Origin of the sequence: Ruficoccus sp. ZRK36 (genome assembly GCF_019603315.1) — a bacterium.
Taxonomy (GTDB): domain Bacteria; phylum Verrucomicrobiota; class Verrucomicrobiia; order Opitutales; family Cerasicoccaceae; genus Ruficoccus.
Window position 1 is genome coordinate 842,988 of record NZ_CP080649.1, and the last position, 19,655, is coordinate 862,642.

Annotated in this window: 21 protein-coding genes; 13 read left to right on the forward strand and 8 right to left on the reverse strand. The window is 59.6% G+C overall.

The annotated features are described in order from the left end of the window. Positions 1-3 precede the first annotated feature (3 nt). Positions 4-1,137 carry a hypothetical protein gene (locus tag K0V07_RS03680; protein ID WP_220623185.1) on the forward strand — a complete coding sequence of 378 codons (1,134 nt, stop codon included), beginning with the start codon at positions 4-6 and terminating at the stop codon, positions 1,135-1,137. Between the two features lie 15 nt (positions 1,138-1,152). Here K0V07_RS03680 and K0V07_RS03685 read toward each other — a convergent pair whose 3' ends face one another. The 3 genes from K0V07_RS03685 to K0V07_RS03695 form a co-directional block, all read right to left on the reverse strand. Next, the gene (locus K0V07_RS03685) at positions 1,153-2,283 is read right to left on the reverse strand and encodes a hypothetical protein (protein ID WP_220623186.1); all 1,131 of its coding nucleotides are present in this window, start codon (positions 2,281-2,283) and stop codon (positions 1,153-1,155) included. A gap of 38 nt (positions 2,284-2,321) precedes the next feature. Beyond that, entirely contained in the window at positions 2,322-3,365 is a 1,044-nt protein-coding gene (gene gmd / locus K0V07_RS03690) for a GDP-mannose 4,6-dehydratase (protein ID WP_220623187.1), read from the reverse strand. A 125-nt stretch (positions 3,366-3,490) separates the two neighbouring features. Next, on the reverse strand, positions 3,491-4,267 hold the full coding sequence (locus tag K0V07_RS03695; RefSeq protein ID WP_220623188.1) for an AraC family transcriptional regulator: 777 nt from the start codon (positions 4,265-4,267) through the stop codon (positions 3,491-3,493). Positions 4,268-4,380: 113 nt separating this feature from the next. Between K0V07_RS03695 and K0V07_RS03700 the strand changes: the two genes are divergently transcribed. Then, complete coding sequence (locus K0V07_RS03700; protein WP_220623189.1) at positions 4,381-5,448, forward strand: Gfo/Idh/MocA family oxidoreductase; 1,068 nt, start codon at positions 4,381-4,383, stop codon at positions 5,446-5,448. Positions 5,449-5,491: 43 nt separating this feature from the next. Beyond that, entirely contained in the window at positions 5,492-6,244 is a 753-nt protein-coding gene (locus K0V07_RS03705) for a sugar phosphate isomerase/epimerase (RefSeq protein WP_220623190.1), read from the forward strand. Positions 6,245-6,376: 132 nt separating this feature from the next. Here K0V07_RS03705 and K0V07_RS03710 read toward each other — a convergent pair whose 3' ends face one another. Beyond that, a complete protein-coding gene (locus K0V07_RS03710; RefSeq protein ID WP_220623191.1) occupies positions 6,377-7,258 on the reverse strand; it encodes a hypothetical protein in 882 nt (293 codons plus the stop codon). A 113-nt stretch (positions 7,259-7,371) separates the two neighbouring features. Between K0V07_RS03710 and K0V07_RS03715 the strand changes: the two genes are divergently transcribed. The 3 genes from K0V07_RS03715 (at position 7,372) to K0V07_RS03725 (ending at position 9,212) form a co-directional block, all read left to right on the forward strand. Further along, complete coding sequence (locus K0V07_RS03715; RefSeq protein ID WP_220623192.1) at positions 7,372-7,704, forward strand: SMR family transporter; 333 nt, start codon at positions 7,372-7,374, stop codon at positions 7,702-7,704. A gap of 119 nt (positions 7,705-7,823) precedes the next feature. Further along, the gene (locus tag K0V07_RS03720; RefSeq protein ID WP_220623193.1) at positions 7,824-8,642 is read left to right on the forward strand and encodes a threonine/serine exporter family protein; all 819 of its coding nucleotides are present in this window, start codon (positions 7,824-7,826) and stop codon (positions 8,640-8,642) included. 48 nt (positions 8,643-8,690) lie between these two features. Continuing rightward, positions 8,691-9,212: a threonine/serine exporter family protein gene (locus K0V07_RS03725; protein WP_220623194.1), complete on the forward strand. Its 522-nt coding sequence runs from the start codon at positions 8,691-8,693 to the stop codon at positions 9,210-9,212. Positions 9,213-9,269: 57 nt separating this feature from the next. On the opposite strand, the gene K0V07_RS03730 is transcribed toward K0V07_RS03725, so the two are convergent. Continuing rightward, positions 9,270-10,826: an IMP dehydrogenase gene (locus K0V07_RS03730; RefSeq protein WP_220623195.1), complete on the reverse strand. Its 1,557-nt coding sequence runs from the start codon at positions 10,824-10,826 to the stop codon at positions 9,270-9,272. A gap of 158 nt (positions 10,827-10,984) precedes the next feature. Between K0V07_RS03730 and menC the strand changes: the two genes are divergently transcribed. Both menC and K0V07_RS03740 read left to right on the forward strand, forming a co-directional pair. Next, on the forward strand, positions 10,985-11,959 hold the full coding sequence (gene menC, locus K0V07_RS03735; protein WP_220623196.1) for an o-succinylbenzoate synthase: 975 nt from the start codon (positions 10,985-10,987) through the stop codon (positions 11,957-11,959). Then, positions 11,944-13,278: an AMP-binding protein gene (locus tag K0V07_RS03740; RefSeq protein WP_220623197.1), complete on the forward strand. Its 1,335-nt coding sequence runs from the start codon at positions 11,944-11,946 to the stop codon at positions 13,276-13,278. Before menC ends, K0V07_RS03740 begins: the two co-directional genes overlap by 16 nt. Here the strand turns inward: K0V07_RS03740 and K0V07_RS03745 are convergent. Further along, on the reverse strand, positions 13,251-13,508 hold the full coding sequence (locus K0V07_RS03745; RefSeq protein ID WP_220623198.1) for a hypothetical protein: 258 nt from the start codon (positions 13,506-13,508) through the stop codon (positions 13,251-13,253). The genes K0V07_RS03740 and K0V07_RS03745 overlap by 28 nt on opposite strands. A gap of 320 nt (positions 13,509-13,828) precedes the next feature. On the opposite strand from K0V07_RS03745, the gene K0V07_RS16645 reads away from it, so the two are divergent. The 4 genes from K0V07_RS16645 to K0V07_RS03765 all read left to right on the forward strand — a co-directional run bounded on the left by K0V07_RS16645 (position 13,829) and on the right by K0V07_RS03765 (position 16,163). Next, complete coding sequence (locus K0V07_RS16645; RefSeq protein WP_220623199.1) at positions 13,829-14,164, forward strand: hypothetical protein; 336 nt, start codon at positions 13,829-13,831, stop codon at positions 14,162-14,164. After that, positions 14,161-14,733, forward strand: a complete 573-nt coding sequence (locus K0V07_RS03755) for a PH domain-containing protein (RefSeq protein ID WP_220623200.1) — start codon at positions 14,161-14,163, stop codon at positions 14,731-14,733. Before K0V07_RS16645 ends, K0V07_RS03755 begins: the two co-directional genes overlap by 4 nt. Then, the gene (kdsB, locus tag K0V07_RS03760; RefSeq protein ID WP_220623201.1) at positions 14,730-15,464 is read left to right on the forward strand and encodes a 3-deoxy-manno-octulosonate cytidylyltransferase; all 735 of its coding nucleotides are present in this window, start codon (positions 14,730-14,732) and stop codon (positions 15,462-15,464) included. The genes K0V07_RS03755 and kdsB overlap by 4 nt, the downstream gene beginning before the upstream one ends. A gap of 129 nt (positions 15,465-15,593) precedes the next feature. Beyond that, the gene (locus tag K0V07_RS03765) at positions 15,594-16,163 is read left to right on the forward strand and encodes an outer membrane protein assembly factor BamE (protein WP_220623202.1); all 570 of its coding nucleotides are present in this window, start codon (positions 15,594-15,596) and stop codon (positions 16,161-16,163) included. On the opposite strand, the gene K0V07_RS03770 is transcribed toward K0V07_RS03765, so the two are convergent. Together K0V07_RS03770 and K0V07_RS03775 are read right to left on the reverse strand one after the other, a co-directional pair. Next, positions 16,160-17,107, reverse strand: coding sequence for a GDP-L-fucose synthase (locus tag K0V07_RS03770; protein ID WP_220623203.1), 948 nt, complete (start codon positions 17,105-17,107; stop codon positions 16,160-16,162). The genes K0V07_RS03765 and K0V07_RS03770 overlap by 4 nt on opposite strands. A 72-nt stretch (positions 17,108-17,179) precedes the next feature. Further along, positions 17,180-17,692, reverse strand: a complete 513-nt coding sequence (locus tag K0V07_RS03775) for a hypothetical protein (RefSeq protein ID WP_220623204.1) — start codon at positions 17,690-17,692, stop codon at positions 17,180-17,182. Positions 17,693-17,810: 118 nt separating this feature from the next. Between K0V07_RS03775 and polX the strand changes: the two genes are divergently transcribed. Next, on the forward strand, positions 17,811-19,568 hold the full coding sequence (gene polX, locus K0V07_RS03780) for a DNA polymerase/3'-5' exonuclease PolX (protein ID WP_220623205.1): 1,758 nt from the start codon (positions 17,811-17,813) through the stop codon (positions 19,566-19,568). Positions 19,569-19,655: the final 87 nt, after the last annotated feature.

Below are 19,655 nucleotides of genomic sequence, written 5' to 3' on the forward strand. Positions count from 1 at the left end.
CACATGCGCTGTACCATCGTAAACCGCAACATTCCTTGCGGAGGCAGCATCACGGGGCACCCGGCGTCCGAACTGGCCGAGTACCTGACCAAGCGCGGCGTCCAAGTCGCCAAGGTCGCCCTGCGCAGCTCCGAGAACGGCGATGCGGACCCCTCGGACGAATCCCTCCATCTCCTGCGCCGCTACTACGACGGTAAAAACAAGATCCTGCGACTGCTCTCCAGCATGATGGAGGGTCGTCAACTGGCTCGCAAAGCCGCCAGCCTGCAGCATGGCCCGGTCATCTGCATGACCGATCCGCCCCTCCTTAATTTCTGGATGGGGCGACAGGCCCGCCGTCGCAAGCTACCCTGGATTTACTGGTCCATGGACCTATACCCGGAAGCCTTTGTCGCGGCCGGACTCGTCAAGGCAGACAACCCGGTCTACCGCTTTATCAAAAAGAGTGTCCACGCCTGTCCTCCCAGTCACTTACTGGCACTGGGGAAGGCCCAAGGTCAGCACATCCAGAGCTACTATGGCTCCCCGCCTGCGGCCTCTGTGCTGCCCTGCGGGATCGTACACACCGGTGGCAGCCCGACTCCGCCCCCATGGGCACAAGCGGACGGAAAGATCATCCTCGGCTACGTCGGTAATCTCGGCGAAGCCCACAGCGACGCATTCGTCGAGGCGGCCTTGAAGTATTTCGACCCCGAGCGCTACCGCTTCATTCTCGCTGCCTCTGGCTCAAAGTCGTCACGCATCCGCGCCCTGGCAAAGGACATGCCAGAGGTCGTCCTACTCGATAGCGTGCCGCGCGAACACCTCAGCTACATCGACGTCCACCTGGTCACCCTGCTCCAGCACTGGGACCACATTTGCGTCCCCTCCAAAGCCATCAGCGCGATCTGTGAGGGCGGCAGTATCCTTTTCCACTGCTCGGACAGTAACGACAACTGGCAACTCCTGCAGAAGGCCGGCTGGCGGCTATCTCCGAGCGAGGACACAGCTCAGACGATTAAGAGCTTTCTGGAAACACTCACTCCCGAGGCACTTCAGGAGAAAAAGCAAGCAGCACAGGCCCTGACGCAAGAGCTCTTTGCCATGCGAGATCAGGCCTTCGAAGAAGTTTACCAGAAAATCCGCGACCTACTGTAGCGCCGTATCCTCAGCCTACACCTGCTGAAAAGCTGCTGCCCACTGCCGCGCGACAGCGGGACCGGAATAATCACGTATCCCACAAGCTTGGGCTCGCTGCTGACACTCCCACACCTCCTCCGGGTGAGTGAGAATATATTCCAGCGTAGACCGTAACCCCTCAACGTCCCCGGGAGCAACCAGCCAGCCACACTTTTCAAGGCGGATAATCTCGGCTAGATCACTATGCTCCGGAGCGATCGCCAAGAGGGCTTGGCCGGCCACCAATGCACTGTAAGCCTTGCTCGGCATGAGAATGTTTTCCGCGCCTTCTCCCATAATGATGAGCGCGATATCGGACTGCCGCATTTTATCCACCCACTGCGCATCGTCTAAAAAACCATTCAGCGACACCCATCCTGGCACCGCATCACCAAGCATTTCCATCAGGCGCGCGTACCCTTTACCGTTGGAGTGAAAGCTAAGGCGACAACGCTCGGCAATGGTCTCGCCCGGTTCTTGTATCAATTTTCCAATACTCGCAGGATCGTGCATATACCCCATGTTACCACAATACAGGATTCGAAAAGGTTGACCCGGCTCAGCAGGCTTTCGCGGAGGGAAAGGCACCTCGTTGGCACCGACGGCAATCACAACAGAATTCGCCACTTGCGAGTGTTTATTCTCCAAATAAGCCTTTAGATTTTCGCCCAGTAAAATATTCAAATCGGCCTTACGCAGCACCCACGCTTGCAGACGGTTGAGCAAGCGTGCCCCCGGGCTTTGTTCCTTGAGCATTCCAGCATGAATGAGTGACTCAGGGAAAAGATCATACACCAAATGAATCACCCGCTGTTTCCTGGAGCGCAAAAGCAATGCTACTGCAGGAGCGTAAAAGGTGTTCGTGGTCACAACCAAAATCGCTTCCGAGCGGTTAAAGAATACTCGTGCAGACAGATAGAGCGGATACAGGGCATACATTTTAAAACGCAGCCAGAGCCTCCCCAGAGTGCCTTGGGCACCACGGTACGACTGATACGGAATCAGATAGCGATGCGAGCAGTCCCAGCCATCTTCACGCAACAACTCGACGATGCGTGGCATAAAGCCGGTGTATTCGCAATTTGACCAAAACTCGACCCGGGCTTTATCAAAGGCAGACTTCATCGCAGACAATTCTCTAAGCTCGCCGTAAGCCCCGAAGCTCAGGCAACGGTGTCCGTGCCCAGGTTTTGCTGAGCGATGGCCTCATCGCAGGCCATTTCCTTTCTGGCCAGGGCGAGATCGGCATCGACCATGATTTTGACCAGGTCCTTGAACTTCACCTTGGGCTCCCAGCCGATCTGCTTCTTCAGCTTGGCCGGGTTACCCACGAGCAGGTCCACCTCGGACGGTCGCTCATAGCGGGCGTCGTACTTGACGTACTTTTCCCAGTCCAGATCGAGCAGCCCAAAGGTCTCCTCACAGAACTCGCGGATGCTGTGCGTCTCGCCGGTCGCGCAGACGTAGTCGTCCGGGTTGTCCTGCTGCAGCATCTGCCACATGACCTCGACATACTCCTTGGCGTAGCCCCAGTCGCGCCGGGCATCGAGGTTGCCGAGGTAGAGCGCGTCCTGCAGGCCGAGCTTGATGCGGGTGGCCGCGCGGGTGATCTTGCGGGTGACAAAGGTTTCGCCGCGGCGCGGGCTCTCGTGGTTGAAGAGGATGCCGTTGCTGGCATGGAGGCCGTAGCTCTCGCGGTAGTTGACCGTCAGCCAGTAGGCGAAGACCTTGGCACAGCCATAGGGTGAGCGCGGGTGGAAAGGCGTCGTCTCGGTCTGCGGCACCTCATGCACCTTACCGAACATCTCGGATGAAGAAGCCTGATAGTAGCGGACCTTGTTTACCAGATTGGCCTCACGGATGGCCTCCAGCATGCGAACCGCAGCCAGGCCCACTACGTCGCCCGTGTACTCGGGGATGTCGAACGACACGCGCACGTGACTCTGAGCCCCGAGGTTGTAAATTTCGTCCGGTTTGAGCTCGTAAAGCAGCTTCACCATCTGCACGGAATCAGCCAGATCACCATAATGGAGGAAAAGTCTGGAGCCGTTAACGTGCGGGTCCTTGTAGAGGTGGTCGATCCGGCTTGTGTTAAACGTCGACCCCCGGCGAATGATGCCGTGGACCTCGTAACCCTTGTCCAGCAGAAGCTCGGCGAGATACGAGCCATCCTGACCGGTAATGCCGGTGATGAGTGCTTTCTTCATGAAGCAGAGTGTTCAGATTAACAGGGAGTATAAAGACCGGGGATTATCCCTCTCGGCGTGCAAATCGCAAACCAAAAGACCGCCACGCACAGAGTTGCCACGGCGGCTACCTGAGACCCGCAAGCTCAACCCCGCACCTGGCGGCGGCGATACTCGGCCGGGGTGCAGCCGACCGCACGGCGAAAAAGCGTGCACAGTGCCGAGGCGTTTGAAAACCCGCAATCAGCCGCCACTTGCTTGATCGGGTCATTTGTACCGGCCAGGCGCACACGGGCGCCCTCGATCCGGCGCTCGATCAACCGCTGGTGCGGGCTCTGGCCCAGCTCTTCACGGAAGCGCGCATGCAGGTGCGGCACCGACCACTGGGCGACATCCGCCAGCGTCTCCAGACGGAGCGGCTCGTCGTAGTGCTTGTCCAGATACGCGAGGACGCGCTGAAGCTCTACAGGAAGCATATGCTTGGAGGCTTCACGCACATAGAGCTCTGCCTGCAGACGCAGGCGGGAGACGATATAATCCCGCAGAACCGGTCGCTCGAGCTGCCCACGGGCAAATAGCTTCACAACTTCCGCCGTAAAGTGCCGCACCCGGTCCAGATCCAGCCACCAGGTCACATGCGGAACATTGGCAGGGCGCCTGATGGGATCCAATGCCTCAACGCGTACCGTCAGGCAGCAATACGGGTCATCCCAGTCACTGCGGCCGATGGTGTGGTCGCCGGGCTGGTGCCACATCAGTGCTCCCGGATACAGCTCCACCCAATCATCGTTATCCAAAACCCAACCATGCCCGTCCGTCACCAGCTCAAACTGGAATGTACCCTCGGGGACAGCCCGTCCCGTGGGCTGACGCCCCGGCGCCTGATGGTAATGGCCCGTCCCGATTAACTCACCCAGAAGCATATTTTCCTACACCGATTTTTTCGTAACAAATCATAGGTTTCAATTATCATATGCCATTGAACTGCCGTTTTTAAAGGGCAAAGATGCCCACCTAAGCTAACTTTTAAATACCCATGAATAAATCAGATAAAATCCGCTTAGGCGTAGTCGGTACCGGTCAGATCACCCAGTCGGCCGCAACACAGATCAATGCCCACCCCAACGGCGAAGTTGTCGCCGCTTTCGATACCAACGAGGAGCGCGTCAAATCGTTCTGCGAGAAGTTCGACGTCGCCAACGCCTGCACGACCCTTGAGGCCCTGCTGGCCGATGAGAATGTTGACGCCATTTACGTGGCGACCCCGAATAAATTCCACATCCCGACCACGATGGCTGCCCTTGAGGCTGGCAAGCACGTGCTGCTGGAAAAGCCCTTCGCGATGAACCTCGACGAGGCCAAGGCCGCCGCTGCCCTGGCCAAGGAAAAGGGTCTGACCCTCAGCCTCGGCATGAACCAACGCTTTAACCCGGAATCGCAGAAGGTCAAAGCTCTGGTCGAAGACGGCAAGCTCGGCGAAATTTACCACGTCAAGGGCTACTGGCGCCGCCGCTCCGGCATCCCGAAGATGGGCACCTGGTTCGTCAGCAAGGAACTGGCCGGCGGGGGTGCGCTCTACGACATCGGCGTGCACATGCTCGACCTGTCCCTCTACCTGATGGACAACTTCGAGCCCGTCTCCGTCTCCGGCGTGACCTACAGCAAGTTTGGACCGCGCGGTCTGGGCGAAGGCGGTTGGGGCATGTCCGACAAGAGCGACATCGCTTTTGACGTGGACGACTTTGCCAGTGCCTTTATCCGCCTGGCCAACGGCGCAACCGTTTCCCTCGATGCGACCTGGGCCTGCCACACCGAGAAAGCCGGCGACAACAACGTCCAGCTCTTCGGCACCGAAGGCGGCGCAACCACCTACCCGGCCCGGCTCTACCGCTTCTCCAAGGAGATCCCCGGTGCCTACGAAATCGTGGAAAACCTCCCCGACCCGAAGAAGCCCACCATGGGCAACCGCTTCGCCAACTTCATCGACCACCTGCACGAGGGTACCCCGGTGTGCTGCACGCTGGATCAGGCTCTGGCCGTCCAGAAGGTCCTCGATGGTATCGCCGAGTCGACCCGCACCGGTCGCGAAGTCGTCCTGGCCTAGGGCGAGCATTTAACATCTACACGAACCACAAGATAAATATCTCATGAGCCTATCATCCAATCTCGGAGTGCAGAGCTACTGCTTCCGTAACTTCAAGGATAACGTCGAAGTCGCCGCCAAGGTGAAGGAAATCGGCCTCGACCGTATCGAAATCTGCCGCCTGCACGCCGGGGGCGACTTCCACAATCTGGAAAACTGGAAGGAAGTCGTGAAGACCTACACCGACGCCGGTGTGAAGATCGTCTCGGTCGGTGTGGAAACCCTGGTCGGCGATCCGTCCGAGCGCGACGCCTTCGAGGCGGTTGCCATGGCCGGTGCCAAGCACATCTCCGTCCACTTCAAGGTGGACAGCTTCGGCAAGGCCATCGCCCAGGCGCGCAGCTTTGCCCGTGAGTACGGCATCAAGGTCGGCATCCACTGCCACGGCGGCTACATGTTTGGCGGCCAGCCGGACGTGATGGAGCACCTGATCAACCTCGGCACCCCGGAAGTCGGTCTGTGCATCGACACCGCCTGGTGCATGCAGATCGGCCCGAAGCAAGGTGTGCCGCTCGAATGGATCAAGAAGTACTCCGGTAAGGTCCACGGCATTCACTTCAAGGACTTCGTCTTCGAGAAGAACGCCGGCTGGAAGGACACCGTTGTGGGTCAGGGTAACCTCGACCTGCCCGCCTTCGCTGCCCAGCTCAAGGCCGACAACTACGACGGCATGGCCGTGATCGAGTACGAAGCCGATCCGGAAAACCCCGTCCCGGCCCTGAAGAACTGCGTCGAACAGATGCGGAACGTCCTGTAAGCCCACGGCTTACGCAGACACACCACCTTTTACAGCAAGGGCGCGGTCACTCCGACCGCGCCCTTTTCATTCCTTAAAATCGACAGGCTGGCTCAGTAATATGAGTCGGCGCTTCGTTGGCACGCGTTGCGCTTAGTGGGTATCGCCGTTGACGATGGCCATGATTTCATCGCGGTAAAGGGCCAGATTAATCGCCACCGTCAGATTCCCGAAGAGCCCCGACCCGATGACGCGCTCGCCGCCCTCAGTCGTGTAGATTCCGGGCTGGTTCGGATACAGGCGCCCGACCGTTACGATCATGCCGCAGAGCTTCCAGCCATCTTCGGTTTTCATAAAGAAGCATCCACCTGAGTCCTGCGAAGTCGCCTGGGCTTCATAGGCCGTCTGCTGGGCAGGATCCCCGGAAAAATCCGTAACCAGGGCTTGCCCGGGGATGGGCTGGTCGCCCTCCCCCAAAATCCGGTTTGTCCCCCAGCTCATTTCCCACTGCCGGGGATTGTGCCCGAGGACTCCTGCCATATTGGCTTCTTTGGGATCACTCACCTCCGTCCACGTCCAGGGGCGTGTGCTCTGGTCGACTTTCCAGTATGTCATGTGGTCCACCGCCGTGATACCGGCACCGATCATAATCACCTCGGTACCAGGTGTCGGGGCGGTGGTGGCAATCTCGGCAACGGGCAAATTCGGAGCCTCTTTCAAGTGGATGAGCTGGAGATCCGCCTTTTTGAAGGCGTGCGTCTTATCGATCACATCCTCTCGCTTCAGTTTCTTCCCATCAATAACGATCAAAGAAGGAGAAACATGCCGAGGCGTCAAAAACCAGCCATTGCCCAGGTAGGCAGCGGCACCCCCTCGCACCTTGACCATACTGGCAAAGCCAGGGTCCTCAGGCTGGCCGTCCTTGCCTGTCGGCGCGGACAGATTCCCTCCGGGAGAGCTCGCATTTACAATCGCGTGGGAAAGGGTAGCGGTGAGTGCCAAGCCGAGAGAAAAGAGGATAATACGCTTAAGCATAGACCGTGATATACGCCAGAACCTGCTCTGAGTAAACCATTCATTGCTCTTTGCTCCCCTCCCTCAGCTATCGCGCGCTTGCCAGATGGGATTGCCTCAGCAACAGTGGCGCCATGTCTGGTTACGTTTTCCTCGCCGTGGCCATCGTGGCCGAAGTCATCGCCACCACCGCCCTGAAGCTCTCGGAGCAGTTCACCCGGCTGATCCCGAGCGCAGTCGTTATCATCGGCTACGGGATTGCCTTCTACTGCCTGAGCCAGGTGCTCAAGACCATCCCTGTGGGCATCTCCTACGCCATCTGGTCCGGGATGGGAGTCGTCCTCGTCACCGCTGCGGGGGCCGTGCTTTTCAAGCAGATACCCGATCTCGCAGCCATTGCCGGGATGGTGCTGATCATCGCGGGCGTTATCGTGATCAACCTGTTCTCGAAAAGCACGGTGCACTGAGCAGCGACACGGTACGCACAGGCAACATGCGCTAATACCCACATAGACGCGTCCCGCACACGCCGCAAACGTGAAGAAACGGCTTTTCGCGGCCGGCAATTCCCGATAAAGGAATGGCCATGACCACCGAGAAGACGGTAAGCACCGCCCCCGGCCAGATGCCGGATGAAATCGTTACGGCCGAGCAACTGGCCGACCTGGCGCTGGAGGCGGGCGTCCTGCTGCTCTCGGCAGGCGCTCACAGCGGTCGCGTCTTCAGCAATATCAAGCGCTTCGCGGACCGTTGGGGTTTCCCCATCCATGTGCACCCGACCTTCACGGGGCTGATCGTGACTGTGCGCGACCACGCCGACCCGGAGCGCACCGTCACCCGCTATCAGGATGCCCCACCCCCGCGCGTTCACCTGCTCACCCTCACCCTCTTCAGCCGTCTGTCCTGGCGCGCGCTCGACCAGCGGCTGTCCTTCGCCCAGATCAAGCGAGAAATCGAGACCATCAAGGCCGCCCCCGGCTACCCGCCGTTAGCCGTCATTCCGGCCGTCGGCATGGCCTGCGGCTGCCTGTGCATGCTTTTCGGCGGTGATATCCTGAACGGACTGTGCGCGTTTTTCGCTGCCGCCATCGGGCAGGCCGTACGCATCTGGATGGGGCGGCAAGACTTTAACCCCATGCTCGTGAACGTCGGCTCGGCCTTCGTGGCCACGCTCATCGCGGGTATCGACACCTTTTGGAATATCGGCAGCTCCCCCGAGGCCACGCTGGCGACCAGCGTACTGTTTCTGATCCCCGGCGTCCCGCTTCTGAACAGCGTCATCGACCTGATCGAGGGCTACCTCTCCGCCTCACTCGCACGCGGGCTCTTTGCGGCCTTTACGGTGCTGTGCATCGCCGCAGGCATGACAGTCGCCATCACCCTCATGGGTATCGACAACCTCTAAACCTGCCCCCACACACCGTCTCTTTTAAACCAAAAACCTTTTCGGATCATGACTACCGACATCCTCCTGGCCAGCCTCCGCGACATGTCCCTGGCCTTCCTCGTCGCCATCGGCTGGGGCGTGCTCTTCGGCACCCCCAAGCGCGTCCTCTGGGTGGCCGCTGTCCTCGGCGGCAGTGGGCACTGCCTGCGCTTCGCGCTGCTGGAGTGCGGCCTGAACATCATCCCCGCCACCCTGGCCGCCTCCCTCCTCATCGGTGTGCTGGGTATCTACTTCGCACACCGGGTGGACAACCCGCCGGTGGTCTTCACCATGCCCGCCTGCATCACGATGATCCCCGGCATGTACGCCTACCGCTCCATGCTGGGCGGGATCAAGATCACCAGCGAACGCATGATCGAGGAAGACCCGACGCTCATCCCCGACATCGCCCACAACATCACGCTCACCTTTTCCCTGCTCGCGGCGTTGGCCATCGGCATCTCCGTCGGTGTCCTGCTCTTCCGCAAACGAAGCGTGCGCGACATCAACCTGCCCGTACCCCCACTCCCCTGGAACAGCAGGACATAGGCCTGCACCCAGTGACCCATCGGATCACCCTGACATTTTCAGGTAAACGGTGTCGCGCTAAGCCTTGGTAGTCTTGACCTCGACGACGTCGTGCGGAGAAGACTCGCGCTGGCCAGCGGGGCTGACCCGGATGTAGCGGGCGCGTTCACGCAGCTCGGGCAGCGTCCGTGCTCCCAGGTAGCCCATGCCGCTCTGGATACCTCCAATGAGCTGAGCGAGGACCTGATCGATCGAGTCGGAGACTTCCTTGACCGCCTCGACGCCTTCGGCGGCGACCTTGGCGTTCTTGTTCGCGTTGGAGTGACCGTAACGGGCGGCGCTACCGGCCTTCATGGCCTCCAGGCTGCCCATCCCGCGGTACTCCTTATAAAGCTTTCCGTTGATCTCCATGATCTTGCCGGGAGCCTCGGGGCAACCGGCGAGCAGGCCGCCACACATGACGGCGTCGGCCAGTGTGAGCGCCTTGACGATGTCACCGCTCTTGGTGATGCCACCGTCGGCGATGATCTTGACACCGGCCTTGGCGGCCTCGCGGGTGGCGACATAGAGCGCCGTGAGCTGCGGGATGCCCACCCCGGCGACGATGCGCGTGGTGCAGATGGAGCCCGGTCCCTGGCCGACTTTGATGGCATTGGCACCGGCCTCGGCGAGGAAGCGTACGCCCTCGCCGCTGGTGACGTTACCGGCGATAAGGGTGAGGTCCGGATACTCCGCACGCAGGAGGCGGACGGCGTCACCCACCCCGGCGGTATGGCCGTGAGCGGTGGAGACGGCCACAACGTCTACGCCTTCGTCGACGAGAGCGGAGACGTGGCCCAGCAGCTTGTCCTTGTCGAGGTCCCCTTCCGGGGTGCGGGGGGCCGAGACGGCGGCCCCGCAGACCAGACGGAATTGAGAGTCGCGGGCGGGCTTGACGTTGGTGCGGCTCTCCTCGGTGATGCGCTCAATGTCGCTCAGAGTAAAGAGTCCGGCCAGGTGGTCCTCGTCGTCGACGACGAGGAGCTTGTGGATGCCCAGGTGCTCGTTAAAGAACTTGTCGGCGGCGGCGATGGGGTCGCCCTCGATGTCGGACTGACGGATGGTGAAGACCTGAGCGCGCGGCTGCATGGCCTCGTGGACGGTGCGGTCGCGGTAGCGCTGCTTGACGGTGCGGCCCGGCAACAGGCCCAGGAGCTTACCACTCTCGTCCACCACCGGGAAGGTGCTGAACTTGAACCCGCGCTCGTCCATCATATCAAGCACCTCGGCGATGTGCATCTGCGGCTTGACGCTGATCGGCTCCTGGATGAGCCCGTGAATGTTGTTTTTCACCCGGGCGACCTGCTTGATCTGCGCGCGCTCGGACATGTTGTAGTGGATCAGCCCGATGCCGCCATTGTTAGCCATGGCGATGGCCATGGGGGCCTCGGTCACGGTGTCCATGTCGGCCGAGACGATCGGCACAGAGAGGTGGAGCTGCTCCGAGAGGACCGTCTCCGGGTTAGTCATGCGGGGCAGGACCTCAGAGTAGCGGGTCGCCAGCGTGATGTCGTCGTAGGTCAGAGCGACCTGTGCGTTATCCGGGAAAAACTGATCCGCGGCTTTGTAAAAATAAGAATCAATGTCTTTGCTCATGGCAACGGTTGTTGCCCTTGGGAATTATGGGCGAACAAGGAGAGGCGACAACTGAAAAAACACGGGGATCGACACTTTGCTCATGACCGGTCAATATCTGTCCCGGAAGCCCTCGTTAACCCGTCTGTTTCCGCCTCTCGCATCACCCCCCGGAACCTATGGACAGTCTTGCCTGGAAGCCCTACTGCCGCCCCTTCCGCTCCCCATTGCGGACGGCCCATGGTGAGTGGCCCCAGCGCGAGGGGCTGATCGTACGGCTTGAGCACGAGGGGCAGGTGGGCTTTGGCGAAGTCGCTCCCCTGGAAGACTTTGGGACAGAGAGCCTGCTCGATGCATCCGAGGCCCTCGACGCCCTGATTGAAGACCCGGAGCTGGAGCTGCCACCTGAGCTGGTCTGTACACGCTTTGCGCTGGACTGCGCGGCTGGGATGCTTGAGCGCGCGCCTGCCCGTCCACACCACGTAGCCGGGCTGCTCCCGGCGGGCATTACGGCCTATGCTGCGCTTCAAACGCTACTGGATCAGGGCTTTACGACTTTTAAATGGAAAATCGGCGTCGAGTCTATGGAGGCGGAGCAGCACCTGTGCCGCGAGCTGTTCAAGCTGCTGCACGGCAAAGGCATCCTGCGGCTGGACGCCAATGCCGGACTCGACTACGCAGCGACAGAGGCGTGGATGGCCTTTCTGGAGGACTATCCGGTGGAGTTTCTGGAGCAGCCCTTGCCCCCCGGCGAGGAGGCAAGTATGGCCATCTTGGCCGAGCGGTATTCAGTGCCCGTGGCTCTGGACGAGTCGCTCTGCCAGCCGGGTGCGTTGACGGCCTTTACGGAGCTTTTCCCCAAAGGCCCGTTTGTGATAAAACCCGCTCTAATCGGCTCAGTGAAGTCGTACCTGTCCTGGCGGGCTTTCCGGCCCGGTGTGCGGGTGGTTTACTCCTCGGCTTTCGAGACGGCGATCGGCATCGAGGCAGCGCTGCGGCTGGCCTCGATGGATGAGCACAGCTCGGCAGCCGTGGGCTTTGGCACGCTGGAATACTTTCCGCATGAAGATGGTTTTAGCGGGCACATCTATGGGCCGATCTTGACTCCCGGTCTGCCAGTGGATGCTTTTGAGCGCTTATGGAAGCGACTGTAGCCGCATTTCGCGAACGCCTGAAAAAGCCCTGGCTCGATGAGCATCGTCAGGGGGCGGTCGTCGAGTGTTTTGAGGCCAGACTGGACACGTTGACGGCCTTTTTAGAGAAAGAGCCGACCGCGACAATCCTGCTCGCAGAGGAGGATGCGACTGCATTTCTGGGAAGTCTGCTGGCGGCAGTGGCACTGGGGGCTCCGGTCTTTCTGGCCAATCCTGCCTGGCGGCAGAACGAATGGTCGCAGGTGGCCGCCCAACTCCAGCCCAGCCTGGTCTGGGGGCATACACAACTGCCACATTCGCTAGGCCTGCAGGAGCTGCCAATGGCACCCTACCGCGGACATATTATGATCCCTACCGGGGGCACGGGCGGGCGGGTGCGCTTCGCCATGCACAGGTGGGAAACACTTGCGGCTGCGGTAAAGGGCTACGCCACATTTTTCGACCAGCAGCAGCTCAATGCCTGGTGCACGCTCCCGCTGTGGCACGTGAGTGGACTGATGCAGGCCATGCGGACCTTTATGAGCGGTGGCCGGCTCATGCTGGCAGATTACCGTGAGCAGGTCGAGCCGGGCACCGGTATGCCGGATCGCAGTGCTTTCCATCTCTCGCTCGTACCCACACAACTTGGGCGCATGCTGGCGCAGCCCGGTGGTGGCGACTGGCTGCGTGGCTTTGGGCTGCTGCTGCTGGGCGGGGCAGCCGTGCCGGAGGATCTGCAAGACCGCGCCCGGCAGGCCGGACTGCATCCGGCCTGTAGCTATGGGATGACGGAAACGTCAGCAGTAATCGCTATCCAGCGGCCGGAGGCGTTTGAAGCCCGAAAGCCCCTGGCAGGCGAGATTCTTCCGCATGCGCAGGTTTCGATCGGCGCAGAGGGGATCGCGATTCAAGCGCGTTCCTTGTTTCGGGGTTATTACCCGGAGGTGCCCGCCGCAACAGAGGTCTTTTATCCCGGCGATGATGGGGAACTGGACGAGGCAGGGCGCCTGCATGTATCAGGGCGCCGTGACCGGATCATTATAACCGGCGGTGAAAAAGTCGACCCCCTGGAGGTCGAAGCCGCCATCCGGCGCTCAAACCCAGAGGCGGAAGCCCTTGTCACCGGTGAGCCAGATCCGGACTGGGGGCAGTGTGTCGTGGCCTTGGTGGCCGGGGTTAAGGAGCAGGAACTCAAACCGCTCCAGAAGGCTCTGCAAAGTCAGCTACAGCCCGCCAGTAATCCTAAACGCTGGCTATGGGTTGATACCTTACCCCTTAAGCCGAACGGAAAAGTCGATCGTGACCGCCTCGCTCAGCTGCTGGCACCGCCAGGGGAGTAGATGAAAAACTGCCAGAGCAGAAAGAGGCTCAGCAGAGTAAAGATACTGCCCACGATTTTCAGGAACACGATGTTCCCGGTCGTGATTTCCAAATCTCTGAGGTTGAAAACATTGCTGAAGACAGACTCAAGCTTCACACGACTCATGACCAACATGTAAATACCGCCAACAAGCAACAGGGTGACAAGTCCTGTCTTCAGAATAAATTTAATCAAATCAATGTTAATCATAGCGGTATGCCTGTCTCATTAAGGACAGCAGTGAAAAGGCTTTTGGATGCGTTTGAGTCAAGGAAAAACATTATTGGCAATAGTTCCCAAGGTCTTCACTTTTAGCACAAATGACAACGCCCGTTCATGCAGTTTCGTATTCCTGTTGGCATAAGCTGGGGCGTATCGTCTGGGGAATTGCGTGGCTTTGTTTATATCGGCCGACTCCGCGTAATCTTTATGCCTGGCGCAGGTTCCTGCTACGCTGTTTCGGGGCGAAGATCGCCCCCGGGGCCAAGCCCTGCTCTGGGGCGCGTATCTGGGCTCCATGGGATTTGACCATGGAGGAGGGAGCTACGCTCGGTGATCACGTCGATTGCTACACGCAGGCACCGATTGTCCTGAGAAAGTTCTGTACCGTGAGCCAGTACAGCTTCTTGTGCACCGGGACGCACGACTACCAGTGCGTGGACTTGCCGCATCAGGTGGCGCCGATCGAGATCGGGGCGTACGCCTGGGTCACAGCCGATGTCTTTGTGGGGCCCGGCGTCACCGTCGGAGAGGGAGCGGTCGTGGCCGTGCGCTCCACTGTGCTGAAGGATGTCGAGCCGTGGACGATTGTCGCCGGTACGCCAGCCAAGTTCGTTAAAAAACGCGAAGCCGAACGCCCGTCATGAACTTTATCCCCCGCCATCTTCAGGACTCAATTAACGCCGAGCTTGAGCCACGAGAGGAAGTCCTGTGGCAAGAAATGCCCACCCCCCGGTTTTTCACGCGTGGGTCGATCGCCAGCTTTCTTTTTGGTATCCCCTGGACGGCCTTTGCGCTGTTCTGGATGTGGGGAGCCTCAGGGATGGGACAGGGGGAGTTCGAGGGACCTGCCTCGTATTTCTTTCTTTTTGGGCTGCCCTTTGTGCTGATCGGCATCGGCATGCTTTCGTCCCCGCTGTGGGCGTACTGGAAAGCCACCCGCACGGCCTACGTGATCACCGGTCGGCGCGCGATTGTGTTTGAGGGTGGCCGCGGGATAACGGTCCGCAGCTATCCGCCCGAAAGACTTCAAAGCGTCTACCGTAAACAACACAACGATGGCAGTGGGGATGTGATCATCGAGGTTAATGCTTGGCGCGACTCCGACGGTGATCAACAGTCGCAGACACTCGGTTTCCTGCGTATCCGTAATGCCAAGCAAGCCGAGACCCTGCTAAAGACTTTGGCCGAGGAGGCCGCCCCGCAACGATCATGAGCGTATCCGTCATTATACCCGCCCGTCTGGACTCCACCCGCCTGCCCCGCAAGGCCCTGCTCGACCTCGGCGGCAAGCCCATGCTCCAGCATGTCTGGGAGCGCGCCTCAAAGATGCAAAAAGCCGACAGCGTGGCCATCGCGACCGACTCCGAGGAGATCCGCGAGCGCGCCGAAGGCTGGGGGGCGACCGTCCACATGACCAGTCCGGAGTGCCAAAGCGGCACCGAGCGCCTGGCCGAGCTGTTACCGAAGATCGACAGTCAGTTTTTCCTCAATGTGCAGGGCGACGAGCCCTTCATCGAGCCTGCCCTGCTGGACAGCCTCGTACAAGTCTGGGAGGACACCGGCTGTGACCTCGTGACGGCGGTCTTCCGCATCCACGACTCGGTAGATATCTTTGACCCGAACCTGGTCAAGGTCGTGCGCCGCGCCGATGGGCAGGCGATGTACTTCTCGCGTAGTCCTTTGCCCTACGTGCGGGGCTTCTCGCAGGAGAACTGGATCGCCGAAGGCCCGGCCTTCTGGGCGCACATTGGCGTGTACGGCTACGCCCGCGAAACCCTGTCCCGCTACACCGGGCTGACCCCCGGTGTGCTCGAAAAATCCGAAAAGCTGGAGCAACTGCGTTTCCTGGAGCACGGTTTCTCTATCCAGGCCGTCGAGACCGCCTACGAGCCGCTCGGCATCGACACCCCCGACGACCTTGAGGCCGCCCGCCGCCGGCTGTAGCACAGGCTTTCATCACCCAGGTCTTGCCTCTCAACTCCTATTGAGGCTGGACAGCATTTGGTATAGACCAATGATGATAGTCTATACCAAAAGAACATGAAATGCTTGTGCTTATTATTCAGTCTAGCGGTGCTAATCAGCTTGCCGGGATGCGTTCAGACCGCAGGGCAGATTTTTGAGCCGGGACTGGTTGATCGGCTGGTTCTTGGCCAGACTACCACCGAGGTTGCCTTCGATTTGATGGGACCTCCACAGTCTCGCCGCACGGTGACCAAAAATGGTACCACTTTTACGATGGCCACCTATATCTATGGTGAAGCAAAAGCGCCGATCATGGGTGGTGACTATTTCATGGATTTGCTAGTCATCGAATTCTTTGAAGATACACTCCATGGCTACATCCAGCTAGCACTGGATAATCAAGCGGGCCAGCCCCTAAATATTGAGGGTACTAAAACTCTCGAACGTGATGTATCTACCAAGCAGGATGTTTTAAACCTCTTGGGACGTCCGAACGGCAAGGCCCTATCTCCCAGCAACTTGGATATTTTCGAGGACGCCTATGGCGATGAGATTTGGGTCTGGTTGAGCAGCCGTGAAGAGGGCACAACCGTCGAAGTGCAGAAAATTGTGGTCGGCTTTAAATACGATGGCCGCGTGGACAGCGTATCCTCGTCAGTCAACGTGACGGAGTACTAACCCCGGATGTTGCCCTTGGCCAGCTCCTGCTTGAAGTGGGCGTAGGTCTTTTCGATGCCCTCACGCAGGCCGATCTTGGGCTCCCAGCCGGTGGCGCGGATTTTTGAGCTGTCCATGAGCTTGCGGGGCGTGCCGTCGGGCTTGGAGGTGTCCCACTTCAGCTCCCCCTGGAAGCCGGTCACATCGCGCACAGTCTCGGCCAGCTCCTTGATGGTCACGTCGGAGCCGAAGCCCACGTTGACCCAGTCCGGCGGGTTGTCCAGCTCCAGCAGGTGCAGGCAACCGGCGGCCAGATCGTCCACGTGCAGGAACTCGCGCAGCGGGCTGCCCGTGCCCCAGAGGGTGACGTCCGGCGCGCCCGACTCGACCGCCTCGTGGAAGCGACGCAGCAGGGCGGGCAGCACATGGGAGTTCTCGGGGTGGTAGTTGTCACCGGGGCCGTAGAGGTTGGTCGGCATGGCCGAGTGGTAGAGCACGCCGTACTGCTTACGGTAGTACTGGCAGAGCTTGAGCCCGGCGATCTTGGCGATGGCGTAGGGCTCGTTGGTGGGCTCCAGCGGGCTGGTCAGCAGGCAGTCCTCGGTCATGGGCTGGGGAGCCTCACGCGGGTAGATGCACGAGCTGCCCAGAAAGAGCAGGCGCTTGACGCCGTGCTTCCACGAGAGGTGGATCATGTTGTGAGCGCTAGCCAGGTTCTCGTGGATAAACTCCGCCGGGTAGGTGCTGTTGGCATGAATACCGCCCACGCGGGCCGCCGCTACGATGACGGTTTCGGGCTTTTCCTCGGCGAGGGTCTCCTCGACCGCCCCCGCGTCGCACAGATCCAGCTCGGCGTGCGTGCGCAGCACGAAGTTGTCGTGACCGTCAGCCAGCAGGGCGCGGTGAATGGCGCTGCCGACCATCCCGCGATGGCCGGAGAGAAAGATTTTAGAGTCGGGGTTCATGATAGACTTTTATTTCACCGCAAAGACGCAGAGACGCAAAGATGTTTTTTAGTCAGGCTTCAGGCAATCAAGTTAGTTCTTTCTTGCTTTTCGTAGTTCATACCTTGCTTTTTTAAACTGCTTACGTTTGCACCAGTGCATGCGACCAAATGGATCTTTGATACCTACTTGATCGAATTGACTATCTAAGAAAGTCTCCGAGTTACGATAAAATGTAAAATTCGCTTTCTCTCCTACATCGAGAGAAATTGGTAAAGTACTACTCAGTGGATCTTCGAATTGTGGGTTCAATAGGCCATAGCCTGGTTTATTTCGGATCCGATAATACAGCCTTTTATATACAGATGAATGGCGTAGCCATAGTAGGCAGGCTTTCGTTTTCCCGGGGCCGTGGTTTGTGGCTGTGATTACTATTCTCTCGGCGCTATATTCTGGCTTCTGAGTATTTGTTATATCAGACACTGTTACATTGAGAACAAGTTTAGGTTTTAGGATGACATCTCGATATACATTCCATCCAACTGAGAATGCAGCAATAACTATTGATAGAATACTAATCCATATAGCCGTTGAATTATCACTCATATCATTATATCGCAAACCGTCGAAGGCTAGATGCAATCAAAAACTCACTGCCTCTGCGTCTTTGCGCCTTTGCGGTTCAAAACTTGAACACCATCAGGGAGCGGCTACATTTCCTCCCATGGAAAAAGCCGACATCGTCGAAGTGCTCGAAGCCATTGCCGAGTTGCTCGAACTCAAGGGCGAGAACGCCTTTAAGATCCGGGCCTACCAGAACGGTGCCCGCTCGCTGGAGACGCTCGACGAGGACCTCGGCACGGTCATCGAGGAGGACCGCCTGGGTAAGATCAAGGGCATCGGTAAGGCGCTGGTGGAGAAGATTACCACTCTGCACGAGACCGGCGAACTGGAGTATTTTGACAAGCTCAAGGCCTCCGTGCCCGCGACGATGCTCCAGATGCTGGAGATCCCCGGTCTCGGCCCGAAGAAGATCAAGAAGCTCCACGACGAGCTGGGCGTGGAAAGCATCGAGCAGCTCACCGCCGCCTGCAAGGACGGTAAAGTCGCTGAGCTGGAAGGCTTTGGCGAAAAGACGCAGGAGAAGCTCCTGGCCGGGATCGCCAACCGCGAGGCCTACGCCGCCCGTCACCGCTGGGCCGATGCGGAGGCCGCCTCCGCGCCCATTCTGGAGGGCTTGCGCGAGCTCAAGCAGGTCAAGCAGGCCGAGGCCGCGGGCAGCCTGCGCCGCAAGCGTGAGACCGTCGGCGACCTGGACTTTCTCGTGGCCGCCACCGAGCCCGGCCCGATCATGGACTGGTTTACCGCGCAGGACGGGGTGGTCGAGGTCACCGCCAAGGGCGAGACCAAGTCCTCTGTCCGCTTGGAGGGCGGCCTGCAGGCGGACCTTCGTGTCGTCCCACCCGCACAGTTCTTTTACGCGCTGCACCACTTCACCGGGAGCAAGGACCACAATGTGCGCATGCGCCAGCGGGCACTTGAGCGCGGGCTCAGCCTCTCCGAGTGGGGGCTCTTCCCGGAGGACACGCGCGGCTCAAAGGAAAACGCTCCGAAGCCCAGCGAACGCGAGCCCGAGCCGATTGATGGCGAGGAGGAGCTCTTTAAGAAGCTCGATCTGGCCTATATCCCGCCTGAACTGCGCGAGGACAGGGGCGAGATCGAAGCCGCCGCAGAGGACCAGCTGCCCAAGCTCGTCGAGCCGGAGGACATTCGCGGCGTTTTCCACAACCACACCACCGCCTCCGACGGGCGCGCCACCCTGGAGGAGATGATGCAGGCTGCGCAGGACCTGGGATTCGAGTATCTCGGCATCGCCGACCACTCGAAGTCCAGCTTTCAGGCCAACGGCCTCGACGCGGATCGCCTGGCTGAGCAGATCGAGCAGATTAAAGCCCTGAATGATGCAAAAAAGTTTAAAACATTTGTGTTTACCGGCTCTGAGGTGGATATCCTCTCGGACGGTAAGCTGGACTTCCCGGACGAGGTATTAAAGCAGCTCGACTGTGTGGTCGCCTCCATCCACGCGGGCATGACCAAGGACGAAAAGGCCATGACGAAGCGGCTCGTCAAGGCACTGGAAAACGAGCACGTCACCATGCTCGGGCACATGACCGGGCGGCTCCTGCTGCGTCGCGAGGGCTACCCGGTGGACACGGCAAAGGTCATCGATGCGGCCATCGCCAACGGCAAGATCATCGAGCTGAACGCCAACCCCTGGCGGCTCGACATGGACTGGCGTCTCTGGCACAAGGCAGCCGAGCGCGGCCTGTTGACCTCGATCAATCCCGACGCCCACGCCACCGACCAGCTGGATTTCTACCGCAACGGCGTCTACGCCGCCCGGAAAGGCTGGCTGGAGCCGAAACACATCCTCAACACCCGCCCTCTGGCCGAGGTGAAGAAATATCTGGGCTGTGCGTAACTGCACAGGGCATTGAGGCCCCCACCCGATCGCTCACTGTGTGGGCGCACCAGCGGCACCCAAACCCAAAAAAAGACCAGGGGCGGA